The 25,101-nt window shown below is 68.0% G+C and carries 20 protein-coding genes; 6 read left to right on the top strand and 14 right to left on the bottom strand.

The window, feature by feature from the left end:
• Positions 1-9: 9 nt before the first annotated feature.
• From ACXJJ9_RS00795 to gspE, 10 genes are all read right to left on the bottom strand, one after another.
• Positions 10-795, bottom strand: a complete 786-nt coding sequence (locus ACXJJ9_RS00795) for a type II secretion system protein XpsN (RefSeq protein ID WP_457095402.1) — start codon at positions 793-795, stop codon at positions 10-12.
• The gene (gene gspM, locus ACXJJ9_RS00790; RefSeq protein WP_457095401.1) at positions 785-1,435 is read right to left on the bottom strand and encodes a type II secretion system protein GspM; all 651 of its coding nucleotides are present in this window, start codon (positions 1,433-1,435) and stop codon (positions 785-787) included. Before gspM ends, ACXJJ9_RS00795 begins: the two co-directional genes overlap by 11 nt.
• Complete coding sequence (locus tag ACXJJ9_RS00785) at positions 1,419-2,588, bottom strand: PilN domain-containing protein (RefSeq protein WP_457095400.1); 1,170 nt, start codon at positions 2,586-2,588, stop codon at positions 1,419-1,421. The genes gspM and ACXJJ9_RS00785 overlap by 17 nt, the downstream gene beginning before the upstream one ends.
• Positions 2,589-2,634: 46 nt before the next feature.
• Positions 2,635-3,513, bottom strand: a complete 879-nt coding sequence (locus tag ACXJJ9_RS00780; protein WP_457095399.1) for a general secretion pathway protein GspK — start codon at positions 3,511-3,513, stop codon at positions 2,635-2,637.
• Positions 3,514-3,524: 11 nt separating this feature from the next.
• Entirely contained in the window at positions 3,525-4,178 is a 654-nt protein-coding gene (locus tag ACXJJ9_RS00775) for a prepilin-type N-terminal cleavage/methylation domain-containing protein (protein ID WP_457095398.1), read from the bottom strand.
• A 2-nt stretch (positions 4,179-4,180) separates the two neighbouring features.
• Positions 4,181-4,612: a type II secretion system protein XpsI gene (gene xpsI / locus ACXJJ9_RS00770; protein ID WP_457095397.1), complete on the bottom strand. Its 432-nt coding sequence runs from the start codon at positions 4,610-4,612 to the stop codon at positions 4,181-4,183.
• Complete coding sequence (xpsH, locus tag ACXJJ9_RS00765; RefSeq protein WP_457095396.1) at positions 4,609-5,064, bottom strand: type II secretion system protein XpsH; 456 nt, start codon at positions 5,062-5,064, stop codon at positions 4,609-4,611. The genes xpsI and xpsH overlap by 4 nt, the downstream gene beginning before the upstream one ends.
• 28 nt (positions 5,065-5,092) lie before the next feature.
• Positions 5,093-5,527, bottom strand: coding sequence for a type II secretion system protein GspG (locus tag ACXJJ9_RS00760; protein WP_457095395.1), 435 nt, complete (start codon positions 5,525-5,527; stop codon positions 5,093-5,095).
• Between the two features lie 230 nt (positions 5,528-5,757).
• Positions 5,758-6,975, bottom strand: coding sequence for a type II secretion system protein XpsF (xpsF, locus tag ACXJJ9_RS00755; protein WP_457095394.1), 1,218 nt, complete (start codon positions 6,973-6,975; stop codon positions 5,758-5,760).
• 4 nt (positions 6,976-6,979) lie between these two features.
• On the bottom strand, positions 6,980-8,698 hold the full coding sequence (gene gspE / locus ACXJJ9_RS00750; protein WP_457095393.1) for a type II secretion system ATPase GspE: 1,719 nt from the start codon (positions 8,696-8,698) through the stop codon (positions 6,980-6,982).
• A 210-nt stretch (positions 8,699-8,908) separates the two neighbouring features.
• On the opposite strand from gspE, the gene ACXJJ9_RS00745 reads away from it, so the two are divergent.
• Positions 8,909-9,565, top strand: coding sequence for a helix-turn-helix transcriptional regulator (locus ACXJJ9_RS00745; protein ID WP_457095392.1), 657 nt, complete (start codon positions 8,909-8,911; stop codon positions 9,563-9,565).
• Between the two features lie 107 nt (positions 9,566-9,672).
• Positions 9,673-13,476 carry an HYR domain-containing protein gene (locus ACXJJ9_RS00740; RefSeq protein WP_457095391.1) on the top strand — a complete coding sequence of 1,268 codons (3,804 nt, stop codon included), beginning with the start codon at positions 9,673-9,675 and terminating at the stop codon, positions 13,474-13,476.
• Positions 13,477-13,540: 64 nt separating this feature from the next.
• Here the strand turns inward: ACXJJ9_RS00740 and purL are convergent, their stop codons facing one another.
• The 4 genes from purL to xerD all read right to left on the bottom strand — a co-directional run bounded on the left by purL (position 13,541) and on the right by xerD (position 19,936).
• Positions 13,541-17,473 carry a phosphoribosylformylglycinamidine synthase gene (gene purL / locus ACXJJ9_RS00735; protein ID WP_457095390.1) on the bottom strand — a complete coding sequence of 1,311 codons (3,933 nt, stop codon included), beginning with the start codon at positions 17,471-17,473 and terminating at the stop codon, positions 13,541-13,543.
• 193 nt (positions 17,474-17,666) lie between these two features.
• On the bottom strand, positions 17,667-18,545 hold the full coding sequence (locus ACXJJ9_RS00730) for a DsbC family protein (RefSeq protein ID WP_457095389.1): 879 nt from the start codon (positions 18,543-18,545) through the stop codon (positions 17,667-17,669).
• 211 nt (positions 18,546-18,756) lie between these two features.
• Positions 18,757-18,891 (bottom strand): hypothetical protein, encoded by a 135-nt coding sequence (locus ACXJJ9_RS00725; protein WP_457095388.1) that lies wholly within the window; start codon positions 18,889-18,891, stop codon positions 18,757-18,759.
• 91 nt (positions 18,892-18,982) lie between these two features.
• Positions 18,983-19,936: a site-specific tyrosine recombinase XerD gene (gene xerD / locus ACXJJ9_RS00720; protein WP_457095387.1), complete on the bottom strand. Its 954-nt coding sequence runs from the start codon at positions 19,934-19,936 to the stop codon at positions 18,983-18,985.
• Between the two features lie 25 nt (positions 19,937-19,961).
• Between xerD and ACXJJ9_RS00715 the strand changes: the two genes are divergently transcribed.
• The 4 genes from ACXJJ9_RS00715 to ACXJJ9_RS00700 all read left to right on the top strand — a co-directional run bounded on the left by ACXJJ9_RS00715 (position 19,962) and on the right by ACXJJ9_RS00700 (position 25,083).
• Positions 19,962-20,426, top strand: a complete 465-nt coding sequence (locus tag ACXJJ9_RS00715; protein ID WP_457095386.1) for an RDD family protein — start codon at positions 19,962-19,964, stop codon at positions 20,424-20,426.
• 319 nt (positions 20,427-20,745) lie between these two features.
• Positions 20,746-22,443 (top strand): hypothetical protein, encoded by a 1,698-nt coding sequence (locus tag ACXJJ9_RS00710; RefSeq protein ID WP_457095385.1) that lies wholly within the window; start codon positions 20,746-20,748, stop codon positions 22,441-22,443.
• 83 nt (positions 22,444-22,526) lie between these two features.
• Positions 22,527-24,605, top strand: coding sequence for a TIR domain-containing protein (locus ACXJJ9_RS00705; RefSeq protein ID WP_457095384.1), 2,079 nt, complete (start codon positions 22,527-22,529; stop codon positions 24,603-24,605).
• Positions 24,606-24,690: 85 nt separating this feature from the next.
• Positions 24,691-25,083 (top strand): hypothetical protein, encoded by a 393-nt coding sequence (locus ACXJJ9_RS00700; protein ID WP_310050700.1) that lies wholly within the window; start codon positions 24,691-24,693, stop codon positions 25,081-25,083.
• Positions 25,084-25,101 lie beyond the last annotated feature (18 nt).

Genomic DNA, 25,101 nt, shown 5'->3' with positions numbered 1-25,101 from the left:
GCGGGCACTCTATTTGACCGGCGGTTTCTGTTGTTGCTGCTGCAGGGCTTCCTGCCGCAGTTGAGCACGGCGCGCTTCGATGCGCTTGCGGATGGCTTCCATCTGCGACTGTTCCGTCGCCGCCGACTGGTTGGGCGTGGTGGCGGTTGGCGTGGCAGGCGCAGGCGACGCGACGACCGCGGGACCCTGCGGTCCCGGAGTTTCAGCCGTGGCCGGCCCCTGCGGCGCGGCAGACTGGCCTTCGGGCCGCGCATTGTCCGGCTTGGTCATCGCCGTGGGCGCTTCGCCGCCCACGCCGTTGAAGACGCGCAGCTCAAGCCGTCGCTCGCCCTCGGGACCCACGAACACGGCGGCGCGGGCGTCCAGTGATTGCAGGCGCCAGTTCGGCAACGATTCGTGCGCTTCGCCCAGCTTGATGCGCAGCGGTGCGCTCCTGCCGTCGGGCGGCTGGATGATCGCCATCTTGAAGGTCGGCGTGATCATCACGCTGGTGAGCACGTAGTCGAACGCCTTGGCCTGGTCCTCGCCGCCCTGTGGCTGCAGCGAGAACGCGTGGGGGCGGCGGTCATCGGCGAACAGCGGCCGATTGATGATTTCGCCGTACTGCACAAGGGCGCCCAGGCGTTCCGGCGAGGCTTTCGGCAAGACCGGCAACGCGCGCACCAGCGCGGAATCCTCGGGCAGCTTCGCGATGCGCGCGCCCATGCCGAACAGCGCCAGCAACAGGGACGCGACGGCCCATGCCGCGATCGCCGCGAGCAGCCAAGTGCGCGGACTGGCACTGTCAAAACGCATCGCCGCCCCCCGTGCGCGCAGCCGCGCCGCCAGGTTGCCTTGCAACGGGCACCGATCCCGGCGGCAGGTAGCCGTACAGGTCGAAACTGATGTCCAGTCCGCCCTGCATCCCGTTCTGGCCCGGGTTGAAGAACACACGCTGGCCAAGGACGTTGAGGTTGTTGACGAACACCCGTGGCGAGCCGCCTTCCAACGAATGCAGCACGCTGGCCAGTTCGGGCGTGCCGCAGCGCAGGCGTACCTGCACGGTCACGCGCGCATATTTTTCGCGCGAGGGTTCCTGCAGCGGCGAGCGGTTGGTGATCTCGCAGGCGCGGCGGCCGGGACTGGCCTGCGACACCACGGCTTCCAGCCGCTGCACCAGCGCGGCGGTCGCAAGTTCGGGGCTGCGCTCGGGCAGGAAGCCGGGCGTGCGTGCGAGCTGCGTACGCGCCTGTTGCAGGCGCTGCTGGACCTGCGGCGCCTGCTTCATCTGCATGCGCAGGCGCAGTTCGCGCTCGCGCGCGCCCTCGATGCGGTCGTCGACCTCGCGCATCGGCACGGTGAACCAGGGATGGATCAGCACGGCATACGCCAGCGCCAGCGCGGCGGCGAGCAGGCCGAGTGCCAGCCAGCGATCGCGGTCATTCACCGGCTGCACTTGGTGCCTCCTTGCTGGTGTTGGCGGGACCGAGTTCGGCGGTGAGGGTGAAACGATCCTTGTGCGTGACCGGGTCGGTCTGCAGCGCGCCGGCCAGTGCGGGCGAATGCCAGAGCTTCGAGTCCTGCAGGCGGCCGATCAATGCCGGCGCCTCGTTGCTGAGTCCTATCAGCGTGAGACGGTCGTCTTCGATGGCGAGTTTTTCCAGGTAACTGCCATCAGGCAGGCGACGGCTGAGTTCGTCCATGACTTCCACGGCGGTAGGGCGTGCTGCCCGTGTGCGCTGCAGGAAGGCCTGTCCCTCGATCAGGTTGACGAGTTCCTGCTGCTGGGCAGCGGCACGACGGGCGGGGACCGCTTCGCGCTCCACCTCGGCATCGAATGCGTCCGCGGCGGCACGGCGATTTTCCAGCACCTGCCACAGCGCCAGGCCGGCGGCGATTACTGCCACCGCGGCGAAGGCCAGGTTCCAGGTCTGCCACGGGTCGCGAATGTTCTGTCGCTGCGACAGCGGCAGCAGGTTGACCTGCAGCGGCACGCCATCGGGACCGGCGACATCGATGCCGGCCAGGGCCGGCGCGACGGGTCCCAACGCGGCCAGCTGCGGATCGAGTGCCGCGCGCGGCACTGCAATCAGTTCGGCATCGATGGGGCCCTCGCCTTCGCGCCGCGCGATCACGCGGGCGTCGTAGGCAACGGCGTCGAGCGCGAAGGGCGTCTGCCGCTCGATCTCGAAGCCGACCACATCGCGCAGGCGGTTCGCCGCGGCCGCCGGCAAGGGCAGGCGTCGCCGCAGCGCACTGCCGGCGGGCAGCAGCAGCCAGCGCGGAAGGTCGGAAAGTCGCGACCCGAGCACGCTCGCCAGGGGATCCCGGGGGGCCTCGAAGCCGTCCAGCCGCGGCACATTGCCGAGGTCGCGGATCTCGGCGCCACGCTGCAGGCGCAGGCGCAACGCCTCGCCTTCCACGACCAGCAACAGGCGGCCGCGATCCATGCCCAGCACCTGGCGCACGCGCGGCGGCAGCCAGGAGGCCAGTGCCTTTCCCCACCATGAGACGAAGCCGCCGGTGCCGATCCTGAGCGTGGAACCGCTCAGCCGGGCGCCGAAACGACCTAGGCGGTCCTGCAACCGACCTGCGGCAGGTGTGCTCATCCCGGCGAAGCTCCTCCCTCAAATGACTGCTGGAAACAGCAGGCCATCAATCCCCTGCCTGCCAACGCAATGGCGTATAGGCTGCGCCGGGCATCGCCCCACCCGCGCGCACCACCGCCCGCAACACCGCCTGGCGACGATCGGCCAGAACCGCACGGCTCTCAATACTATACGTGCCGCTACTGCCACCCACGAGCGAACCGCCATCGGGCAGTGTCGGCGCCGGCAGGCCGGACGCGGGATTCCATCCCTCGCGCCGTGCCACCACGTCGGCGCCGTCCATCCCCATCGCATCGAGTACCTCGGCTGAGGCAAACGCTGGATCCGGACGGCCACGGCCACTGAACACGGTCAGGTGCGGGGCCATCTTCGCGTACAGCTTGGTCGTCATGCCGAGTACCTGTTCGAGCTCGGCAACGCTTTCGAACTCGGCATCCTTGGCGCCGTAGGGTAGTCCTGCGGCCGCATAGTCGTCGTCCTCGCCGCCACCAATGGGCTGGCTGAGGCTGTCGGGGTCGCGCCAGTCGATGATCGCCGCAGCAAGCTGCGTCGCCTGCTGCTGCTCGACGCCAAGGTGGCGGATGAATTCGGTCAACAGGGTGAGATCGGCCTGGTTGAGGTCGATCTTGCCGTTCTCGTCGACGATCTCCACCACGACCTCGGCATCATCGTAGTGCCAGCGGTGCGGACGGCCATCTGGCAGCCAGCGCTGCCGCGGATCGGGTGCGGCGACGCGGGTCATCGCGTATTCGATGCCGGCCCGGGCCGCGTTCTCCGCCACCAGGCCGCGTACCAGCACGCGGCCCTGCAGGTGCTCGGTACGCGCGATCAGCGTGAACGCCCCGACCAGCGCGGCGAGCAGCGCCACCAGCCACATCACCAGCAGCAGCGCTACGCCGCGCTGGTAGCTGGACAGCGTTTTCATGGCCACGCCCGTCATTGGGCCACCGGCACGATCGAACTCGCCGTGGTCATCGCTGCGAGCGGCAAGGCCACGACCAGTGGCGGCCATGCTTCGCCCTTCTGGTCGGTCAGGGTGACTTCCACCATCAGCGGCAACTGATCGGCGTTGTCCCATCGTTCCACCCAACCGCCCAGTCCGCCTTCAGGCGCGTACGTGCGGTAGCGGAAGCGTGCGGACTCCAGGCCTTCGACCAGCACTTCCGGCGCGCGTGCATCGTCTTCCTCGATGGTCTTGCCTGCCAGCACCATCGTGAGCGCCAGCGTGATGCGCGCGCCGGCCTCCCCGCTTCCTTGTTCGATCACGAAATCATGCAGGTAGGGGCCGCCGCGGCCGAGGTAATCCGGCAGGTCGGCGACGAAGCGCATGCGATCCGGCCCGCCGATGAAGCGCTGGGGTGCGCCGGTCTCCGCATCCACGTTGAACGGCACCGCGCGCGCGGCTTCGAGCCGCCGGCGCAGGAAGCCTTCCACCGCGCGCATGCGTTCACTGCGTGAGGCCATGCCCTCGCCGCGCTGCGTGGTCCGGGTAGCCGCGCCAATCGTGGCGAAGGCCAGGGTGAGTCCCGCGGCCAGCAGGACGGTCGCAATCAGCACCTCGATCAGGGTGAAGCCGCGTGCGCCGCGCATGGTCACAGACTCGCCTCGGCGCTCGGCGGCAGCAGCCGGAGCGTACGCAGCAGCAGGCGCTGGCGGGGGCCACCGTCGCCCCACTCGATGCCCAGGCGCACCTCGACCAACTGCGGCGCACCCGGAGCGCGCAACGCATCCGCCGATTGCGCGGGATCCTGCCAGCGCTGGATGTCCACCGACCAGCGGTATCGCCCGTCCTCGAGTTCGCCGTTGGTGGTGCCGGGCTTGAGCGCCTCGCCCACGCCCAACTGCGCCATCAGCGACTGGGCGTGCAGCGCGGCGCGCCCGGCATCCGCGGCGCCACGTACCTGTTGCGCCGCGCCGGACAGCGTGCCCAGCAGCAGCGTCAGCGCCGCCGCCAGCAGCGCGAAGGCGACGATGACTTCGATCAGCGTGTAGCCGCGCTGGCGATGGCCGGGAGCGAAACTCATCGCGAAACCTCGCCGCGCCGCAGGCGCACCTCGCCGGTGAGCCAGGTCACGTCGATGTTCATCGCGGACTTCTTCGCGCTCAGCTGCACGCGGCCGCCGGTCGACGCGCCATCGGGAAAGAACACGATCGCGCCCTCGCCACGCTGTGGCTGCACCTCGCGGGCACCGGTGAAACTGATGCCCAGCTTCTTCGGGATCTCGCCGTGGCGGTTGTCCGGTGCCGACCAGGTACGCGCCTGCGGATCGATGGTGAACCGTTGCGGCACGCCGGTCGCGATGGCGCGGGTACGCGTGAAGCGCAATTGCGCCGTGATCTGCTTGGCTTCACTGCGCAACTGCATGCCGGTGAAGCCGCCGCTCATCGCGCCCGCGGCCAGCACGCTGATGGCTGCCAGCAGCGCGATCACCAGCAGCATTTCCAGCAATGAGACGCCGCGGGCCTTGCGCTGCATGTGTCGCCTCTGCACCGGAGCGCGTGGGTTACTCGAACTTGAAGTCGGCGTCGGTACTGGTGCCGCCCGGCTTGCCGTCCTTGCCAAGGAAGACCAGGTCGAAGTCGCCATTCTCGCCGGGCACGCGGTATTCGTACGGATGGCCGAACGGGTCCTTCAGCTCCGTGGCCTTCGCATACGGACCGAGCCAGCCGCTGGCATCACCGGGCGCCGTGACCAGCTCATCGAGCGAGTTCGGCAGGCGGCCGGTATCCATGCGGAAGGATTCGATCTTGCCGGCGAGGGTCTGCACCGCCGATTTGCCAAGGTTGTAATCGCCGCGGTCCTTGCCACCGATCACGCGGCTGCCGACGAAGGTCAGCACTGCGCCGATCAGCACGATCACGATGATGATTTCGATCAGGCTCATGCCGCGCTGCCTGGCGGCGGTGGCGAGTCGGGGTTGGGAACGCAGGTTACGCATGGTGGATTCCAGGAATGAAGGTGTCTGGGAGCCGGGCCCGCGGCTGGTTATGGATCTTGCTGGTCATGGATCTTGGATGGTGGTGGAGCTTGCCGTGGTTGTCTGGAGGTTCGCCGCTTTCCATGACATCCACTACAGATATATCCAGTGCCGTCCATGGCGCAACACCGCGATCTTCGGATGGTCCGGCTTCGGCGATGCGCGAACCAGTGGTTCGCAAACGCATCGCCTCACCCGATCGCATTGGTCAGGTCGTACAGCGGCAGCAGCACCGACATCACTACGATGCCGATGACCGCCGCCAGCACCACGGTGACCACCGGCACCAGCGCCGCGAGCATGCGGTCCAGGCTCAGCGCGGTTTCCTGCTCGAAGGTCTCGGCGGTCTTTACCAGCATTACATCGAGCGCACCGGATTCCTCGCCCACCGAAATCATCTGCAGGGCCAGCCGCGGGAAGCGCTTGCCACGCGCCAACGCCGTGGACAGGGCGATGCCGTTCTTCACCTCGTCCGCAGCAGTTTCGACATCCGCGGCCAGCACGCGGTTCCCCAACACATTGCGGCCGATGCCCAGCGCGGTCAGCAAGGGCACGCCGTTGCGCACCAGCGTGCCCAGCGTGCGCGCGAGGCGGGCCGTTTCGACCTTGGCCACCAGGGCGCCGGCGAAGCGGCGCTTCAGCAGCCAGGCATCGAACTTCTCCCTGAATGCGGGATCGCGGCGTTTGCGGTCGAACCACCATATCCCGGCGGCGGGAATCGCCAGCAGCAGGAACCACCAGTCGCGCACGAACAGGCCGATGCCGAGCACGATCTTGGTGAACAGGGGCAGCTCGGCATCGAGGCTTTCATACATCTGCGCGAACTGCGGCACGACATAGCCAAGCAGGAACAACAGACTCAGGCCCACCATCGTCATCAGGATCGCCGGATAGATCAGCGCATTGACGATCCGGCCCTGCATCTCACGCGAGCGCTCGAGGTACTCGGCCAGGCGCGTCAGTGTCTCGTGCAGGCTGCCGCCCGCCTCACCCGCGCGGACCATGTTGACGTACAGGCGCGAGAAGGCGCCATGCTGCCGATCGAGTGCGGTCGACAAGGAACTGCCACCACGCACCGCATCGCGGATGTCGGAAATGGTGCGCTTGGCGACTTCGTCTTCCGGCAGCTCCAGCAGGATGCTCAGCGCACGATCCAGCGGCTGCCCGGCGCCGAGCAGCGTGGCCAGCTGCTGGGTGAACTGCACCAGCCGCGCCCCGGCGAACGGCTTGGGCTTGAACAACCCTTTCCAGATCGACGCCCCGCGCGCCTCGCTGGCGAGCTTGGCCTCGACCGGCAGGTGCCCCTGCTCCTGCAGGCGCGCGATCACCTCGGCATTGCTCGCGGCTTCCATCTGGCCGTCGAGCAGCTCACCGCGGGAGTTCAGCGCCTGGTAGTGGTAGAGAGGCATGCGATCAGGCGTCCTCGGTCACGCGCAGTACTTCCTCGATCGTGGTCTCGCCCGCCAACGCCTTGACGATGCCGTCCTCGTACATGGTGCGCATGCCGGACTGGCGCGCGAGCTGTTCGATTTCGCCCATGCCGGCGTGGCGCATCACCGCGCGACGCAATTCGTCGTTCATGACGAGGAATTCCAGGATCGTGGTGCGCCCCAGGTAACCGGTCGGTGCGATCGCGGAACCGCGCGGGTGATACAGGTGGATCGTGCCTTCGGGCTGGTAGCGGCGCAGGCCGAACTTCTCGATCTCCTCGGGCGAAGCCGGGTAGCGTTCGGCGTGCGTCGGTTCCAGGCGGCGAACCAGCCGTTGCGCGAGGATGCCGTTGATCGTGGAGGTGAGCAGGTAATCCTCGACACCCATGTCGAGCAGGCGGGTAATGCCGCCCGCGGCATTGTTGGTGTGCAGCGTGGACAGCACCAGGTGGCCGGTGAGCGCGGACTGGATCGCAATGCGCGCGGTTTCCAGGTCACGCATTTCGCCGATCATGATGATGTCCGGGTCCTGGCGGACGATGGACCGCAATGCATGGGCGAAATCGAGGCCGATCTGCGGCTTGGCCTGGATCTGGTTGATGCCTTCGATCTGGTACTCGACCGGATCTTCGACGGTGATGATCTTGACGTCGGGCGTGTTGAGCTTGGACAGCGCGGTGTACAGCGTGGTCGTCTTGCCCGAACCGGTCGGGCCGGTGACCAGCAGGATGCCGTGCGGCTGGTCCAGCACGTGCTGGAACTGCGGCAGGAAATGGTCGGTGAAGCCGAGCTTCTTGAAGTCGAAGACGACGGTTTCGCGGTCCAGCAAGCGCATCACCACCGATTCGCCATGCGAGGTCGGCATGGTGCTCACGCGCAGGTCGAGCTCCTTGCCCTGCACGCGCAGCATGATGCGGCCGTCCTGCGGCAGGCGGCGCTCGGCGATGTTGAGCTTGGCCATGATCTTGACGCGCGAGATCACCGCGGCCGTGAGGTTGGCCGGCGGCGACTCGCCTTCCTCGAGCACGCCGTCGATGCGATACCGCACCTTCAGCCGGTTCTCGAACGGTTCGATGTGGATGTCCGACGCGCGTAGTTCGACCGCGCGCTGGATGACCAGGTTGACCAGGCGGATGACCGGCGCTTCCGACGCGAGGTCGCGCAGGTGCTCGACGTCTTCGAGGTCGCCGGCGCCCTCGCCTTCCGCGGTTTCGACGATCGCGCCCATCGCGCTGCGGCCCTGGCCATGCCAGCGCTCCACCAGGTCGTCGATCTCCGAACGCAGTGCCACCAGCGGCCGCACCTCGCGCTGGGTCGCCAGGCGCACGGCATCGAGCAGGTAGGTGTCCTGCGGATCGGCCATCAGCACGTCCACGCTGCGCTCGGTTTCGGCCACCGGGCAGACGTGGAACTGCTTCATGAACTTGCTCGTGAGCACGACGCCTTCCGGCGGCAGCTCCGGCGCGTCCTTGGCGCTGACCAGTGGCAGTTCGAGGACGCCGGCCACGGTTTCGGCATGATCGCGCTCCGAGACCAGGCCCAGCCGCGACAGCAGCGACAGCAGGCTGCCGCCGGCTTCTTCCTGCAGGCGCCGCGCGCGCACGAGGTCGGCATCCTTCAGGCGGCCTTTCTCCAGCAGCGAGGCGACGATGCGCTCGTCGATGCCCGGGTCGATGGTGGTGTCATTGGCAACCGCGTTCACGTCAAGTCCCTCGCAGGCCCCGTACAGGGGGCTCCGACTTTAACAGCTACGCGGTAATGCCCTTGGCGAGGACGAACTCCCTCCCTGCCCGCTGCAACGCTTGCCCACTCACCGGCCCTAGATGGCCATTCGTCCTTTTCCGCGGTCTTGCGCCGGTTTCATGCGAACGAGGAGCGCTATGGTTTCGCCATCTGGGGAGGGGGTCCGTTCATGACGGGTGACAGCGGGCGACAGCCGGCCGAGCGCCGGGTACGGCGCGAGGATCGACCTGAGCAATTGCGGTGGATCGCGCAGGCGCGCTGCCTGGCCGCCACGCTCGACCTGCTGCGGCATCCGATCGCGCTGCTGCTGCCGGGTGAGCCGATCCGCGTGTGGCATGCCAACGCGGCAGCGCGCAACCGCTTGAGCAGCCATGCCGACCTGCTGATCCGCGAGGGCATGTTGGTGGCCGCGCCTGCGACCGCGCACGCGCTGGCGCAGGCGATCCTGCACGCCCGCGTGCTTGGGCCCGGGCACCCGCAACAAGTCGTGCTGCCGTCTGGCAGTGGAGCCGTGGCCAGCGTGCAGGTCCTGGACTTCGGCGCCACCGCCGATCTCCCGGTTTCCACCGTGCTGATGTTCGAAGTGCGCGAGTCGGCCTCCGCCGAGCACGGGGTGCAGCGCTTGTGCGGCGAATTCCAGCTCACCCGCAAGGAAGCCGAGATCGCCCTCGGCCTTTATTCGATGGGCTCCATCGAGGAACTGGCGCGCTGTGCCGGCAAGTCCGTGCACACCGTGCGCACCCAGCTCAAGGCGGCGATGCAGAAGACCGGCACGCACACCCAGGCCAGCCTGGTGGCGATGGTGGCGAACCGGTTGACCCGCTGATCCGACCGCCGGCCGGCGCTTACCCCAGATGGGTGATGACGCTGGTCGAAGGCAGCGCCTAGCGTGCCCAACCCGCGCGGGGGCGCTTTCGAACAGGGGAAACAGCCATGAAACTCTTTGGGACACTCGCTCAGCGGGTGTGGCTTGGCGTCTTCGTCACCGCCGGTCTGGCTCTGGCGCCGCCATCGGCCAAGGCGGCATGCGACACGCCCGATGCGCGCATCAACATGGGCTCGGCCCAGGTCCCCGATTTCAAGCTGGTCAATGGAAATTGGGTCGCCAACACGATCCAGATCAACGGCCAGCCATCCAGCCCCAAGCAGAACAAAGGTGGCCTGTACCAGTGGACGTTCGTCGGCACGCCGCTGGGTACGCTGGCCCCCACCACGGATCCGCAGCCGAACTTCACTCCTCCGGACGTGACCACCAGCACCCAGGTCACCCTCCGCCTGACGGTGACCGTCGCCGGTTGCCCGGGAAGTGATTCCGAAGACATCACATTGACGATCACCAATGCCCACGACGTCGTGATCAACACGGCGCCGCACTCGGTTCCCACCGCCTCCCCCGGCTCGGCGACCGAAGGCACCGTGGTCACGCTGGACGGCAGCGCGTCATGGGACGTCGAAACCGCCCAGGCCAACCTGATCTATACATGGACGCAGACGGTCGGCCCGGCGGTAACGCTTCTTCCGACGCCGAACCCGGCGATCAAGACGTTCGTCGCGCCGAACTTCACCGGCAACACCCTGCTGACGTTCCGACTGACGGTTTCGGATGGCGCGCTCGACAACTCGAATACCACCGACGTCAACATTTCGTGGACCAATGACGGGCCGGTCGCCTCGTTGGTGTGTCCCGACCTGGTGTTCGACGTGAATGAAGGCCAGTCGTTCACCTTCAACGGCAGCGCATCGAGCGACGCCGACGACGGCATCTTCAAGTACGAATGGAAGCAGCTCGAAGGCCTGCCGGAAGTGCCCGGCGTCGGCGATTGGAACACTCCCATTGTCACCTTCGTCGTTCCCCATCTCTCACTCCAGGAATCCGGCCTGATTCCTTTCAAGCTGACGGTCACCGATCACAACAACGCGAAATCGAGCGCTACGTGCTCGATCTTCATCCACGACGTCACCGGGCCGATCATCTCCGTGCCAAGCGACTTCATCGCGGAGGCTGATTCGGCAACCGGAGCCATCATCGGTCCCGATCGTGGCTATGTCGTCTCCTCGTGGGACGCCGTCGACGGCCCCCTTCCGCTCGTCAATGCCAGCGCGTTCTTCATGTGCGAGCCACCGCCGGGGGCGGCGTTCGCGCTCGACCAGGTGACGCCCGTGGCATGCATCGCCCACGATTCGGCTGGCAATGGAGCGAATGCGGATTTCTCCATCAGCGTGCGGGACAGAACCGCGCCGGTGATCGACGTACCGTTCTCCTTCGCCGTGGAAGCCACTGGGCCGGACGGCGCTCCTGCGAATTACGTTGCCAAGTCGCATGACGTAGTCGATGGCGAAAAAGACGCCAACTGCCTGCCGTTGTCCGGGTCCGTGTTCCCGATCAATGCGCCGGGTCCGACGACCACTGTCAGCTGCAATGCCACCGACGCGCACGGCAACGTCGCCCAAGCGAAGACCTTCACGGTCGCGGTGCATGACACCACAGCGCCAACGATCGACGCGCACCCGGACGTCAAAGCGGAAGCTACTGGCCCAAGCGGCGCCGTGGTGACTTACACCAGTCCGGCCACGCACGATGTCGTCGACGGCGGTGGCACGGCCACCTGCGCTCCGGCGTCCGGCTCGACCTTCGCTTTGGGCACGACCCTGGTGACCTGCAGCGCAGCTGATGCCGCGGGCAACGACGCCGTGGGCACGCACTTCAACGTGGTCGTGGTCGACAGCACGCCACCGACGATCGATGCGCGTGACGACATCGTCGACATCGAGGCCACCGGCCCCGATGGCGCCGCGGTCATCTACAACAATCCGGCCACGCATGACCTGGTCGATGGCAACGGCGTGGCTAGCTGCCTACCGGCGTCTGGCTCGGTCTTCGGGCTCGGTACGACCCTGGTGACCTGCAGCGCGACCGATGCCGCGGACAACCCCGCCGTGGACACGCACTTCAACGTGACCGTGGTCGACAGCACGCCACCGACGATCGATCCGCACGGCAATGTCGGTCCGATCGAGGCGACCAGTTCGTTGGGCGCGCAGGTCTTCTACACCAGCCCGGCCACGCATGACGCGGTCTCCGGCGACGACACCGCTTCCTGCACGCCCACTTCAGGTTCGATCTTCGCGCTCGGCGAAACCACGGTGACCTGCTCGGCCAGCGATGCCGCGGGCAATGCGGCCACTCCGACGCAGTTCGTGGTGACCGTGCGCGACAGCACGCCACCGACGATCGACCCGCATGCCGACATCCTCGGTGTTGAGGCTACCGGGCCGGATGGCGCCGCGGTTCCCTACGTCAGCCCGGCCACACATGACCTCGTCGATGGCGCCGGCACGGCTTCGTGCGCCCCGGCCTCCGGATCGACGTTCGCGCTGGGTTCGACCTTTGTCACCTGCAGCGCCTCTGATGCAGCGGGCAACGCCGCCCAGGGGACGCAGTTCCATGTGACCGTCGTCGACACGACGGCCCCCGTGGTTATCGCACCCGCGAACGTGACAGCCGAAGCCACTGGGCCGCTGACGGCCGTACCGCATGGCGCGGCGACGGCATCCGACGCGGTCGGCGTGGTGTCGCTGACCAACGATGCCCCCGCCACTTTCCCGCTGGGCACGACGACGATCACCTGGACCGCCGCGGATGCCGCCGGCAATTCCGCCAGCGCCACCAGCACCGTGACCGTGGTCGACACCACCGCGCCGGTCGTGACACCGCCCGCGAATGTCACCGCCGAGGCCAGCGGCCCGCTTACCGCCGTAGCCCACGGCACGGCCACGGCCACTGATGCGGTCGGCGTGGTGTCGCTGACCAACGACGCCCCCGCCACGTTCCCGCTGGGCACCACGACGATCACCTGGACCGCCGCGGATGCCGCCGGCAATTCCGCCAGCGCCACCAGCATCGTGACCGTGGTCGACACCACCGCACCCGCGGTCACCGTGCCGGCCAGCCTCGTCCGCGAAGCCACTTCCGCGGCAGGCGCCAGCGTCACTTTCAGCGCAACCGCGATCGACCTGGTCTACGGCAATGTCGCCGTCACCTGCGCGCCGGCTTCAGGCAGCACCTTTGCCCTGGGCGTGACCACGGTGGCGTGCGCGGCGACCGACGGCTCCGGCAACACGGGCCACGCGGCCTTCACCGTCACGGTGCAGGACACCACGGCCCCGGTGATCCATTACCTCGGCGACGTCACCGCGACGGCGGGCAGCAACTCGAACGCCACGGTGAACTACACGCAGCCGACCGCGTGGGACATCGTCGACGGCACAGTGCCGGTCAACTGCACGCCCGCCTCGGGCACCACGTTCCCGGTTGGCACCAATACCGTGTATTGCAGTGCCACGGACCAGCACAACAACACCGCAAGCGGTTCGTTCAAGGTCACCGTGAGCTATGCCTGGACCGGATTCTTCCGCCCGGTCGACATGGCGCCCATCGTCAACTCCTCCAAAGCAGGCAGCGCGATCCCGATCAAGTTCAGCCTGGGCGGCAACCAGGGCATGGGGATCATGGCAGCGGGCTATCCGAAGTCGGCACCGATGTCCTGCGGCGGTGCGGTGGAAGACCCGCTGCTGGAAACGGTCACTGCCGGCGCGAGCAGCCTGCAGTACGACTCCGGCGCCGCCCAGTACATCTACGTGTGGAAGAGCGAGAAATCCTGGGCCGGAACCTGCCGGCAGATCCAGGTGAAACTGGCCGACGGCACGCTGCACACCGCCAACTTCTCCTTCAAGTAGACAGCGGCGCAAAAAGAAAAGCCGGGCCTCGAGCCCGGCTTTTCCGTTTCAACCTAGCACCGCCTCAATTCACCCATGCCCGCGCATTGCGGAACATGCGCTGCCACGGTGAGTCGTCCCGCCACTCGCGCGGTGCCCAGCTGAAGTTGGCGGCGCGCAGGGTGCGCTCGGGATGCGGCATCAGGATGGTGGCGCGGCCGTCCTCGCTGCACAGGCCGGCGATGGCATTCGCCGAACCGTTCGGGTTGGCCGGGTAACTCGTCGCGAGGCTGCCATCGCCATTGATGTAGTTGAGCGCGATGGCAACGCGTGCGTTGTCGCCGGTCGACTCGAACGACGCACGACCTTCGCCGTGCGCCACCGCGACCGGGATGCGCGAACCCTGCATGTCGCGCAGGAACAGCGACGGCGAATCCGCCACTTCCAGCAGGGCCACGCGGCCTTCGTACTGCTCGCTGGCGTTGCGCAGGAACTGCGGGAAGTGCTCCGCGCCCGGGATCAGGTCCTTGAGCTGCGACAGCATCTGGCAGCCGTTGCAGACACCCAGGGCGAAGGTGTTGTTGCGGTTGAAGAAGGCGGTGAACGCGTCGCGCAGCGCCGAACGCTCCAGCACCGATGTCGCCCAGCCGCGGCCGGCACCGAGCACGTCGCCGTAGCTGAAGCCGCCACAGGCGACGAAGCCGATGAAGTCCTCGAGCCTGAAGCGACCCTGGATCAGGTCGCTCATGTGCACGTCGTAGGCTTCGAAACCGGCACGGTCGAAGGCGTACGCGGTTTCGACCTGGCTGTTGACGCCCTGCTCGCGCAGGATCGCGACCTTCGGCCGCACGCCGACGTTGAGGTAGGGCGCGGCGATGTCTTCGTTGGCGTCGAACGTCAGCTTCGGCTTCAACCCGGGCGCATTGAAGTCGCGCGCGGCGGCGCGTTCCTGGTCGGCCGATTCCGGGTTGTCGCGCAGCTTCTGCATCGCGTGCGTGACCGACCACCAGGCATCGAACAGTTCTTCCCAGCGCCACTCGGCCAGGGTATCGCCGTCCTGGCGCACGCGGATCGACGGTGCCGTGGTCGGCCGGGCAATGCGCTGCGCGCAATCGATCAGGCCATGGCGGGCGACGAGGTCGGCGAACTCGGCGCGGTCCTCGGTCGCGATCTGCACGACGGCGCCGAGTTCCTCGTTGAACAGCGTACGCAGCGGGTCGCTGCCGCGATCGTCGCCCCAGCCGTCGAGGTCGATGTCGAGGCCGACGTGCGAGGCGAACGCCATTTCGCAGAGCGTGGCGAACGCGCCGCCGTCGCTGCGGTCGTGGTAGGCGCGCAGCAGGCCATGCATGCGTGCATCGCGGATCAGTTCGAAGAAGGCACGCAGGCGTTGCGGATCATCGAGGTCCGGCACCGCGGGATCGTCGCGATCCTGCGAACGTCCGGCGAAGGCCGGCAGGTCATTGCCCCCCGCTTCGGGGAAGCATTGCGCGAGGATCGAACCGCCCATGCGCTGCTTGCCGGCACCCAGGCCGATCAGCCACAGCTCGGACTCGTCCTCGCGCGACAGCAGTGGCGTGAGCTGCTCGCGCACGTCGGTCACCGGCGCGAAGGCACTGACGATCAGCGACACCGGCGACACGGACTTGTGTGCCTCACCGTCGTTGTGCCACTGCGCCTGCATCGACAAGGAGTCCTTGCCGACCGGGATGCTCAGGTCGAGCTCCGGACACAGTTCCATGCCCACGGCCTTGACCGCGTCGAACAGCAGCGCGTCTTCGCCCGGATGGCTGGCGGCGGCCATCCAGTTCGCCGACAGCTTGATGCGGTCCAGCGATTCCACCGGCGCGGCGGCGAGGTTGGTGATGGCCTCGCCTACGGCCATGCGCGCGGCGGCGGCGGCATCGAGCAGGGCCAGCGGCGTGCGCTCGCCGATCGCCATGACTTCGCCAACGTGGCTGTCGAAACCGGACAGGGTGATGGCGCAGTCGGCCACCGGCATCTGCCACGGGCCCACCAGCTGGTCGCGCGCGGTCAGGCCGCCGACGGTGCGATCGCCGATGGTGACGAGGAACTGCTTGGACGCGACGGTGGGATGCGCAAGCACGCGCAAGGCCGCATCGCGCAGGGCAATGCCGCTCCAGTCGAGCGCGGGCCATGGCGCGGCGGCGGGCTGCCGGGTGTCGCGGTGCATCTTCGGTGCCTTGCCGAACAGCACGTCCATGGGCAGGTCGATGGACCAGTCGCGACCGGCCTCGTGCGCGTTGTCGACCGTCGCGCCGTAGCCGACGACGAGACGTTCCTCGGCGGTTGCGTGGCCGACCACTGCGAACGGGCAGCGCTCGCGTTCGCACAGCGCGGCGAATTCGGCGACACGGTCGGCCGGCAAGCCGAGCACGTAGCGCTCCTGCGATTCGTTGCACCACAGCTGCATCGGCGACAGCGACGGGTCGTCCGCGGGCACGCGGGCCAGGTCGATCACGCCGCCGACGCTGGAGTCGTGCAGCAGTTCGGGGATCGCATTGGACAGGCCGCCGGCACCGACGTCGTGCGCAGTGACGATCGGGTTGTCCTCGCCCATGGCGACGCAGCGGTCGAGGACTTCCTGGCAGCGACGCTCCATCTCCGGGTTGTCGCGCTGCACGCTGGCGAAGTCGAGGTGCTCGGCGCTCTCGCCCGACGCGACCGAACTGGCGGCACCGCCGCCGAGGCCGATCAGCATCGCCGGGCCACCGAGCACGATGACCGCATCGCCCGGGCGCAGCGAATGCTTCTGCACCTGCATGCGGTCCATCGCGCCGAGGCCGCCGGCGAGCATGATCGGCTTGTCGTAGGCGCGGGTGTGGGCGCCTTCATTCAATTCGAAACTGCGGAAGTAGCCGGTGAGGTTCGGCCGACCGAATTCGTTGTTGAACGCGGCGCCGCCGAGCGGGCCGTCGAGCATGATTTCCAGCGCAGGCGCCATGCGCGGATTGAGCGAACGCGGTGCCTCCCACGGCTGTGGCAGCGTGGGAATGCGCAGGTGCGACACGGAGAAGCCGCACAGGCCCGCCTTCGGGCGGCCACCGCGGCCGGTCGCGCCTTCGTCGCGGATCTCGCCGCCGTTGCCGGTGCTGGCGCCCGGGAACGGGGCGATCGCGGTGGGATGGTTGTGGGTCTCGACCTTGATGCAGAACGCCGATGGAAGCTCGGCTTCGCTCGCGTACGCCTGCGTGCCCGGCTGCGGGCGGAAGCGGCGCGCGCCGTAGCCTTCGACCACCGCGGCGTTGTCGCTGTACGCCGACAGCGTGTACTGCGGCGTGGTCGCGTGGGTGTTCTTGATCATCTTGAACAGCGACAGCGGCTGCTCACGCCCGTCGATGGTCCACGACGCATTGAAGATCTTGTGGCGGCAATGTTCGGAGTTCGCCTGCGCGAACATCATCAGCTCGATGTCGGACGGATTGCGGCCCAGCGCGGCGTAGCGCTCGCGCAGGTAGGCAATCTCGTCGTCGGCGAGGGCGAGGCCGAGCCGCGCATTGGCGTCCTCGAGCGAGGCCAGCGCGATGCGTTCGAGTTCGCCACGGGCGGGCACGGCGAACAGCGCGGCGGCATCGTCGCGCGCCTCCAGCAGCGACTGGGTCATCGGGTCGTGCAGCAGCTTCGCCAGCGCGCCCTGCGTCGGCGCATCCGCGGGCCAGCCCGCCACGTCGTAGCGCAGGCCGCGCTCGACCCGCTTCACCGGTTGCCCGGCGCCCTGCAGCAGCTCGGTCGCCTTGCTCGCCCACGGCGACAGCGTGCCCAGGCGCGGGGTGATATAGCGGGAGACCGCGCCGGCGTCGCGCGGCGCCTCGTCGAAGCCGCCCTGCAGGATGCGCGCGAGCGTGGACCGGTCGGGCTCGCTCCCGGTTTCGGGGACGACCCAGTAGGTCCACCTGGCGCCCAGCAGGCGCAGGTCGGGATGGACGGCTTGGAGGCGGGCTTGCAGGCGTTCGCGGCGGAACGAAGACAGGGCGGAAGCGCCCTCGAGGACCATCATGTCCGGGGAACCGTGGGGTACGGGCCGGCTATTGTAGCCGCCGGCCCGCGGTAGACCCAAACCGTAGCAATGCCGAAGCCGCGCCCGCGGCTAGCCATGGCAGGCCATGGGCTGTAGATGGCGACCCTGACCCGCTCGAAACCAAAACGGAGGCCGAAGCCTCCGTTTCTGCCGTTGTCCAGCGGGATGCGGATCAGCCGCCGGTCGACGCCACCGGATCGGTCGCGCCGCTGGCGGAGGTCTTGCCGCCCTGTGCCAGGCGATCCAGCGTCTCGCGCAGCTGCTGCGGCGGCAGGTAGCCGCCGACGGTGGTGCCGTCCTCGGCGATGATCATCGGCGTGCCGGTCAGGCCCGCGCGCTGGCCGATGTCGTACTGCATCGACACGGTGTTCTTGCAGTCACGCGCCTGTATCGGGCGATCGTTCTTGGCGTCGGTGAGGGCCTTCTTGCGGTCGGGTGCACACCACACCGAAATCATCTTCTTGTGGTCCGGACTGCCGATGCCCATGCGCGGGAAGGCCATGTACTGCACGGCGATTCCCTGCTTGTTGTACTCGGCGATCTCGCTGTGGAACTTGCGGCAATACGCGCATTCGACGTCGGTGAAGATCGCCACCGTGTACTTCGGATTCGGCGGAGAAAAGACGATGCGTTCGCTGACCGGGATGGCCTTGATCAGGTCCTTGCGCACCGCGGCGAGCGACTGCTCGCTCAGGTCCTTCTTGGCCGTGACGTCATACAGCGCGCCTTGCGGACCGGGCAGGAACAGGTAGCGGCCATCGTCGCTGACATAGACGACCTGGCCCTGGACGATGGCTTCGCGGAAGCCGGCAATCGGCGCGGCCTTGACCTTCTCGATGGTGACGCGCGGATTGAGCATGTGGACGGCTGCGACTGCACGCGCTTCCGGCGTGTTCGCGCCCACCTTGGGGGCATTGCCCAGCGGAGCCGTGGCGCCCGCGGTGGTCGCCTGCGCGCCCGGTGCCTTGCCGCCGGCCGCGCCAGACTGGGGACCCTGGGCGCAGGCCGAGAGGCTGATCACGCCCAACAGGGCAAAGAAAATTTGCTTCATGAACAGTCCTTGCATGGGGGGACCGGTATTGGAACGCCGGAAAAGCCGGGAGTTTCGCGATTGTCTCATGGCACGACAGGCGGTGCGCCCCGCGGGGACTGGCGGTTGGTGCGATGGGTCACGCATTGGGGCCCTTCCCTCCTGTTCATGCCGGTGTTCGCGATGCCGCCGATCGCGAGAGGCCCTGCAAGTAGAGGACCGCCGTTCCCCGCTACAACGCGCTGCGGCGCGTTCGACCCCACCATTGCGCAAGCTCGCCGCGGCGCGGCCGGGAGTTCGCGGCCGCGCGCGCCTGGCGCCAGTGGCGCGCCGTGTTCACTTCGATCACGTAATAGCGGCCATCCATGGCGCAAGGCCGCGGGCTTCGGATCGTCCGGCGGCCATCCATGGCCGGGCGTTCGCGGCCGCGCGCGCCAGTGGCGCGCAAGCGCGGCCGCTCACCCTCTGGGATGGTGCTTCGCATGCAACTGCTTCAATTGCTCCCGAGCCACCAGCGTGTAGATCTGCGTGGTCGACAGCGAGCTGTGCCCCAGCAGCATCTGCAGCGCGCGCAGGTCGGCGCCGTGATTGAGCAGGTGGGTGGCGAAGCTGTGGCGCAACCCATGCGGGCTGATCTTCGCCGGGTCGATGCCCGCGACGCCGGCATAGCGCTTCACCAGTTGCCAGAAGTGCTGGCGCGAAGGTGCCTCGCCGCTCGCCTCCAGGAACAACGGCGCCAGCGCGCGCTTACCGGCGAGCTGCGGACGCGCGTTCGCCAGGTAGCGCTCGAGCCAGTGCTGTGCCTCTTCGCCCAGCGGCACCAGCCGCTCCTTGCTGCCCTTGCCGGTCACGCGCAACACGCCCTGGCGCAGGTTGACCGCCGTAGCGGGCAGGTTGACCAGTTCGCTCACCCGCAGGCCGCAGGCATACATCAGTTCGAACATCGCGCGATCGCGCAGCCCCAGTGGCGAGTCGACCGCAGGCGCGGCCAGCAAGGCGTCGATCTGGCTTTCGCCCAGCGCCTTGGGCAAGGACCGCGGTTGCCTGGGCGGGTCCAGCAATGCGGTAGGGTCGTCGGCGCGCGCACCGCTGCGCACGCGATGGGCGAAGAAGGCCCGCAAAGCCGACAGCAGGCGCGCGTTGCTGCGCGGCGAATATCCGCTGCGGCTGCGCCACGCCAGGTAATCGAAAAGCGTGGCGCGATCGGCGGACGGCAGCCCGCCGCCCCGGCCTTCATGCCAACGCGCGATGCCTTCCAGGTCGCGTCGATAGCTGTCGAGGGTCTGCCGCGACAGGCCGCTCTCGGCCCAGATCGCATCAAGGAAAGCACTGATCGCGATCGCATCGGCATCGGTCAATGGCGGCAGGGCCATCGCCTGCGTGCGGCGTTCGGCCGGCGTATGCGGTCTCATGGCGCAAAGCTTATATGCTGGTGCGATGACTTCGTCCGATACCACTTCCCATCCCGCTGCACCGACCCGGCCCGCGGCCCTGGTCGGTTGGCGCCTGTTCGCGCTGCTGTATGACTTCTTCCCCGTGCTGGGCCTGTGGTTCGCGACCGGCGCGGTCGCGATGCTGGTGCACGGCGGTGAACCGATCTATGGCGACACGCTCGCGGGCTGGCTCGAACTGTGCGCGCTGTGGCTCGTCACGGGCCTGTACGCGACGTTGAGCTGGCGTCGTGGCGGACAGACGCTGGGAATGCGGCCATGGCGCCTGCACCTGGCCGCGCGTGATGGCGGCGAGCCCTCGTGGTCGCAGCTGTGGACGCGTTACGCCGTCGGCACGCTGTCGCTGCTGCTGGGCGGAATCGGGTTCTGGTGGGCGTGGGTTGACCGGGAAAAGTTGACCTGGCACGACCGCGCCAGCAGAACTCGGCTGGTCCGGATGCCCAAGCAGTAGTCCTGGATCTCCACGCGCAAGCGGCACGCTTAGATCCCCGCGCGCGGCGGCGCGTTCGGCTTCTTTGCCACATCAAGTGAACCGCGGCGCGATCGCGGCGCGGTCCGATTGCCCAGACGACACTCCTAGATCCCCACGCGCTGCGGCGCGTTCGACTTCATCGCCACTTCAGATGGATCGCGGCGCCCCCGCGCGCGGCGGCGCGTTCGGCTTCTTCGCCACGCCAAGTGAACCGCGGCGGGTAGTGGCCTTCCCCTTCCGGATCCCACGTTGGGGCTAGAGGATCCGCGGCGCGCGTGCCGTCGGTGAGGGACATCGCATGCCCGCTCTCGAGGCGACCTCCCTGGTGGTTGGCATCACGGGTCACCGCAACCTGCACGCCGCCGCCATCCCCGTCCTGAAGACGCAACTGCAAATATTCTTTGTCGACCTTGCCGAGCGCTATCCGCACCTGCCGGTGGTGCTGCTGTCGTCGCTGGCCGAGGGCAGCGACCAGTTGGCCGCGCAGGTCGCCCTCGACCTTGGCCTGCGCGTGGTGGCGCCGCTGCCGCTGCCGGTGGCGCTGTACCGCGATGACTTCGAGAGCGCGGGCAGCCTGGTGATGTTCGAACAGCAGTTGCAACGCGCCGAAGTACTGCAGCTGCCATTGCGGCACGGCGTCGACATCGAAGAGGTGTCGCGCCCGGGTCCGGCCCGCGACCGGCAATATGCCCAGGCCGGCATCTTTGTTTCCAGCCATTGCCAGATACTGCTGGCCCTCTGGGACGGACGCGAATCCGATCGCCTTGGCGGCACCGCCCAGGTCGTCCGCTTCCACCTTCATGGCGAGCTGCCCGGCGCGATCGAGCGTCGCCGCGATACCACGCTCGCACTGCTCGGCCTGGACGAGGAGACGGTGGTCCATCACCTGCCCGTGCGCCGCACCGAGGATGAGGAAGGACCTGGCGAGGCGGGTCGATGGATCACCGCCGAGGACGACGTCGTCGCCCATGCCGACATGCCCGAGGTATTCGACCGGATGTTCGAGCGACAGGCGGAATTCAACCGCGACTGCCGTACCTACGCCGAGGCCATTGCCGCCGACGGCACGGACCCGGCCGGGCCGGCGGCGATGCCCGCCTGCCCGATCCACCAGTTGTTCGTCAGCGCCGACTGGCTGGCGCGCACCTACCAGCGCCGCGTCAACCAGGTGCTGCGCATCGTCTACCTGCTCGCCGCCGCCACGGGCTTTGCGTTTTTCCTGTACACGCACATCGCCGCGCACTCCCTGATCATCAATCTGTTCCTGGCGTTCTTCCTGGCCGGCATGGGCGTGGTGCTGGTGTCGCGCCGCCGCGAATGGCAGCGCAAGTACCTCGACTACCGCGCGCTCGCCGAGGGCCTGCGCGTGCAGTCGTACTGGCGGCGCGCCGGCATCACCGACCTGCACTCGCCCGCCTTCGCCCACGACAATTTCATGCACAAGCAGGACGTGGAGCTGGGCTGGATCCGCAACGTGATGCGCAGCGCCAGCCTCGAAGGCCTGCTGGTGCCGGCCCAGGCCGATGCCCCGGCCGTCGATGCGGTGGTGCGCGAGTGGATCGGCACCAACGACGGCGGCGGCCAGCTCCAGTACTTCTCCGCCGCCGCAGCACGGCGCGAGCGGCAGCACCGTCGCGCCGAACTCGCGGGCATGGTCTGCCTGTGGATCGGCGTGGGCATCAGCGCCGTCCTCGCGGTGTTCTCGCGCCGGTTCGACCCGCAGGTGCAGCACGTGCTCGTGTCGTCGATGGGCATCCTCTCGGTGGCCGCGGCCGTGCACGAGGCGTACGCCTACAAGAAGGCAGACAAGGAACTGATCAAGCAGTACCGCTACATGCAACGCATCTTCGGCGCGGCGCGGCGGCGCCTCAACGGCTGCCAGGGCGTGCACGAGCAACAACAGATCCTGCGCACGCTGGGCGAGGCGGCGCTGACCGAGCATGCCGAATGGACGCTCATGCATCGCGAGCGCCCGCTTGAACATTCGCACCTGTGACCCCCATCAGGGGGTGCCTCCGGCTGTCCTGAATGCAGGTAGGCAGGCGTTAAACCGGATGCACCGGCGACACACGGGCTCCAATGCGATTCCGCGCCTTCCTCAGCTACAGCCATGCCGATGCCGAGTGGGCACGCTGGCTGCTGCGTCGCCTGGAAACCTATCGGGTGCCGTCGCGGCTGGTGGGCACGCGCGGCACGTATGGCGAAATCGGGCCGCGGCTGGGCACCTTCTTCCGCGATCGCGATGAATTGCCGAGCTCGGGCGACCTGGGCACCACCATCCGCGAGGCCCTGGGCGAATCCGACGCGCTCATCGTGGTGTGCTCGCCCGCCGCCGCGCAGTCGCGCTGGGTCAATGCCGAAGTCGAGGCGTTCCGCGCCAAGGGGCACAACGATCGCGTGCTGTGTTTCGTCGTCGCCGGCGAACCGGGCAGCCCCGACCCCGCGCAGCAATGCTTCCCCGCTGCCGTACTCGCACATGCCGGCGACGGCAGCGCGATCGAACCGCTTGCCGCCGACGCGCGTCGCGAAGGCGACGGGCGCGAACGCGCCTTCCTCAAGCTCGTCGCCGGACTGCTCGGTGTCGGCTACGACACGCTTGCCCGGCGCGAAGCGCAGCGACGCCAGCGCAAGTGGGCTGTGGTCGCCGCCGCCTCGCTGGCGGGCATGGCGATCGCGCTGGCGCTGGCCGCGACCGCCTGGGTCGCGCGCAACGATGCGCAACGCCGACAGGCCCAGGCCGAAGACATTCTCGGCTTCATGCTCGGCGACCTGCGCAAGAAGCTGGACACCGTCGGCCGGCTCGACCTGATGGGCGCCGTCGACGACAAGGCCATGGCCTACTTCGCCACGCTCGACCCACGCGACCTCAGCGACCGCGCCCTCGAGGAACAGGCGCGCGCGCTGGCCGGCATCGGCCAGGTGCGTCTCAACGAAGGCAAGCACGACCCCGCGATGGCAGCGTTCCGCGAGGCGCACGCGCGCAGCACCGCATTGCACCAGCGCGCGCCGGACAACGGCCAGCGCCTGTTCGACCTGGCGCAGGCCGAATACTGGATCGGGTTTGTCGCGCTGGAGCAGGGGCGCTATGACGAATCGGCCGTCTGGTTCCGCAAGTATCGGGACAGCGGAATCCGGCTCGCGGCGATGGACCGCAAGAACTTCGACTGGCAACGCGAAGTCGCCTACGGCCACCAGACTTTGGCGGTACTCGACGAGCGGCGCGGACGCTATCCGGAAGCCGAGCGCGCCGTGCGCGAAGAGCTGGCGCTGTACCGGACCTGGACGGCGCAGCACCCGGATGACACGGCGCTGCGCTTCGAGGCCGCCAACGTCCTGTCATGGCTGGGCACCCTGTCCGCCCAGCAGGGCAAGCTGGCGGACGCGGAAGCATTCTTCACCGAGCAACTCGCTGGGATGCAACGCAACATCGCGGCGGAACCGGCGAACGCCAAATGGCAGGATCTGCGTATCAATGCCTTGTATTTGCTGGTGGAAGCACAGGCCCAACGCGGCCGACGCAACGAGGCCCTCGCCAACATCCTTGCGGCGAGCACGTCCGCAGACGCGTTGGCCAAGCAGGATCCGGCCAACAACTTGTGGCAGTCGCCACCTGCGATCTGTCGCTGGTGGCACGCCCAGTTGATTGCCACCTCCGACCGCGCGACGGCCATCAAGCTCGCGGACGAGGCCGCCGCGATCGCGACCCGGGCGCGGACAGCCGAGCCCAAGAACGAACGCGTACTGCGCTGGCTGGTCATGGCGCGCAACCTGCAGGCCCAGCTTGCATTGGCGCAGGGTGACAACCGTGGGGCGCAAGCGCATGCCGCCGAAGCGTTGGCCCTGTTGGAACCGGCCTGGAAGGACGCTCCGAACGAAACCCTGCGCCTGGTCCTGGCCAACAACCGGATCCTGGCCGGAGAGGGCGCACAGGCGGCAGGAGACGACGCGGCGGCGCGGGCGGATTGGCAACAGGCCGAGCAGCTGCTGACGACGGACGCACGCGACGCGCCGCCGTTCGAACGGCTGGATCCCCTGGTACGAACCCTGCTGCACCTCGGCCGCGCAGTCGAGGCACGGCTGCACCAGCAACGGCTCACCGCCGCGGGCTACGTCCCGCTGCGGCCATTCCCGCAGGCCGAACGAATCGCCGCGCAATAAGGCCACGTCCCCACTACCGAATCCGTCGGGCTTTACGCCCACGTCCCGGCCCGAGCGGCCATTCCCCCGAAGAGGAGCCACGACCATGCCCAACACTCCGAACATCAATCTCGACCTGCGCTTGAACGGCTCCAGCGACCCCGGCTGGCACAACGTAGTCGCCTCGAACGGCCAGACGACCTATGGCTACCGCTACACCGGTGGCGACGATGGCGCCGGCGGTCTGGAACAGACCACCGGCCAGGGCCGCGATACGGCACCGCTGCAGCTGATTGCCGACCAGCGTTACCAGATCAGCGGTCACAACTTCTTCAACGACACCAATAACCAGCTCAGCTGGAACGGGAACAGCGGTCGCGCAGCCACGATCATCGACGCCAACAGCCACGTCGAGACCGCCGAATACAACGTCATCGTGACCGACACCGGCAACGGCAACTGCACGATCCAGTGCGACCCGCCGATCATCAACCGGTAGCCGTCGGCCTGGCCCTGG

The organism is Lysobacter sp. P5_B9, assembly GCF_054049835.1.
The sequence above is the reverse complement of the archived record's forward strand: the minus strand, read 5'-3'. Positions and strand labels throughout refer to the sequence as shown.

What these genes read in the sequence shown, in the direction of transcription:
- ACXJJ9_RS00795 (WP_457095402.1), bottom strand. Translation starts at nt 795, where the DNA reads ATGCGTTTTGACAGTGCCAGTCCGCGCACTTGGCTGCTCGCGGCGATC.
- ACXJJ9_RS00785 (WP_457095400.1), bottom strand. Translation starts at nt 2,588, where the DNA reads ATGAGCACACCTGCCGCAGGTCGGTTGCAGGACCGCCTAGGTCGTTTC.
- ACXJJ9_RS00780 (WP_457095399.1), bottom strand. Translation starts at nt 3,513, where the DNA reads ATGAAAACGCTGTCCAGCTACCAGCGCGGCGTAGCGCTGCTGCTGGTG.
- ACXJJ9_RS00775 (WP_457095398.1), bottom strand. Translation starts at nt 4,178, where the DNA reads ATGCGCGGCGCACGCGGCTTCACCCTGATCGAGGTGCTGATTGCGACC.
- xpsI (WP_457095397.1), bottom strand. Translation starts at nt 4,612, where the DNA reads ATGAGTTTCGCTCCCGGCCATCGCCAGCGCGGCTACACGCTGATCGAA.
- xpsH (WP_457095396.1), bottom strand. Translation starts at nt 5,064, where the DNA reads ATGCAGCGCAAGGCCCGCGGCGTCTCATTGCTGGAAATGCTGCTGGTG.
- ACXJJ9_RS00760 (WP_457095395.1), bottom strand. Translation starts at nt 5,527, where the DNA reads ATGCGTAACCTGCGTTCCCAACCCCGACTCGCCACCGCCGCCAGGCAG.
- xpsF (WP_457095394.1), bottom strand. Translation starts at nt 6,975, where the DNA reads ATGCCTCTCTACCACTACCAGGCGCTGAACTCCCGCGGTGAGCTGCTC.
- ACXJJ9_RS00745 (WP_457095392.1), top strand. Translation starts at nt 8,909, where the DNA reads ATGACGGGTGACAGCGGGCGACAGCCGGCCGAGCGCCGGGTACGGCGC.
- ACXJJ9_RS00740 (WP_457095391.1), top strand. Translation starts at nt 9,673, where the DNA reads ATGAAACTCTTTGGGACACTCGCTCAGCGGGTGTGGCTTGGCGTCTTC.
- purL (WP_457095390.1), bottom strand. Translation starts at nt 17,473, where the DNA reads ATGATGGTCCTCGAGGGCGCTTCCGCCCTGTCTTCGTTCCGCCGCGAA.
- ACXJJ9_RS00730 (WP_457095389.1), bottom strand. Translation starts at nt 18,545, where the DNA reads ATGAAGCAAATTTTCTTTGCCCTGTTGGGCGTGATCAGCCTCTCGGCC.
- ACXJJ9_RS00725 (WP_457095388.1), bottom strand. Translation starts at nt 18,891, where the DNA reads ATGGATGGCCGCTATTACGTGATCGAAGTGAACACGGCGCGCCACTGG.
- xerD (WP_457095387.1), bottom strand. Translation starts at nt 19,936, where the DNA reads ATGAGACCGCATACGCCGGCCGAACGCCGCACGCAGGCGATGGCCCTG.
- ACXJJ9_RS00715 (WP_457095386.1), top strand. Translation starts at nt 19,962, where the DNA reads ATGACTTCGTCCGATACCACTTCCCATCCCGCTGCACCGACCCGGCCC.
- ACXJJ9_RS00710 (WP_457095385.1), top strand. Translation starts at nt 20,746, where the DNA reads ATGCCCGCTCTCGAGGCGACCTCCCTGGTGGTTGGCATCACGGGTCAC.
- ACXJJ9_RS00705 (WP_457095384.1), top strand. Translation starts at nt 22,527, where the DNA reads ATGCGATTCCGCGCCTTCCTCAGCTACAGCCATGCCGATGCCGAGTGG.
- ACXJJ9_RS00700 (WP_310050700.1), top strand. Translation starts at nt 24,691, where the DNA reads ATGCCCAACACTCCGAACATCAATCTCGACCTGCGCTTGAACGGCTCC.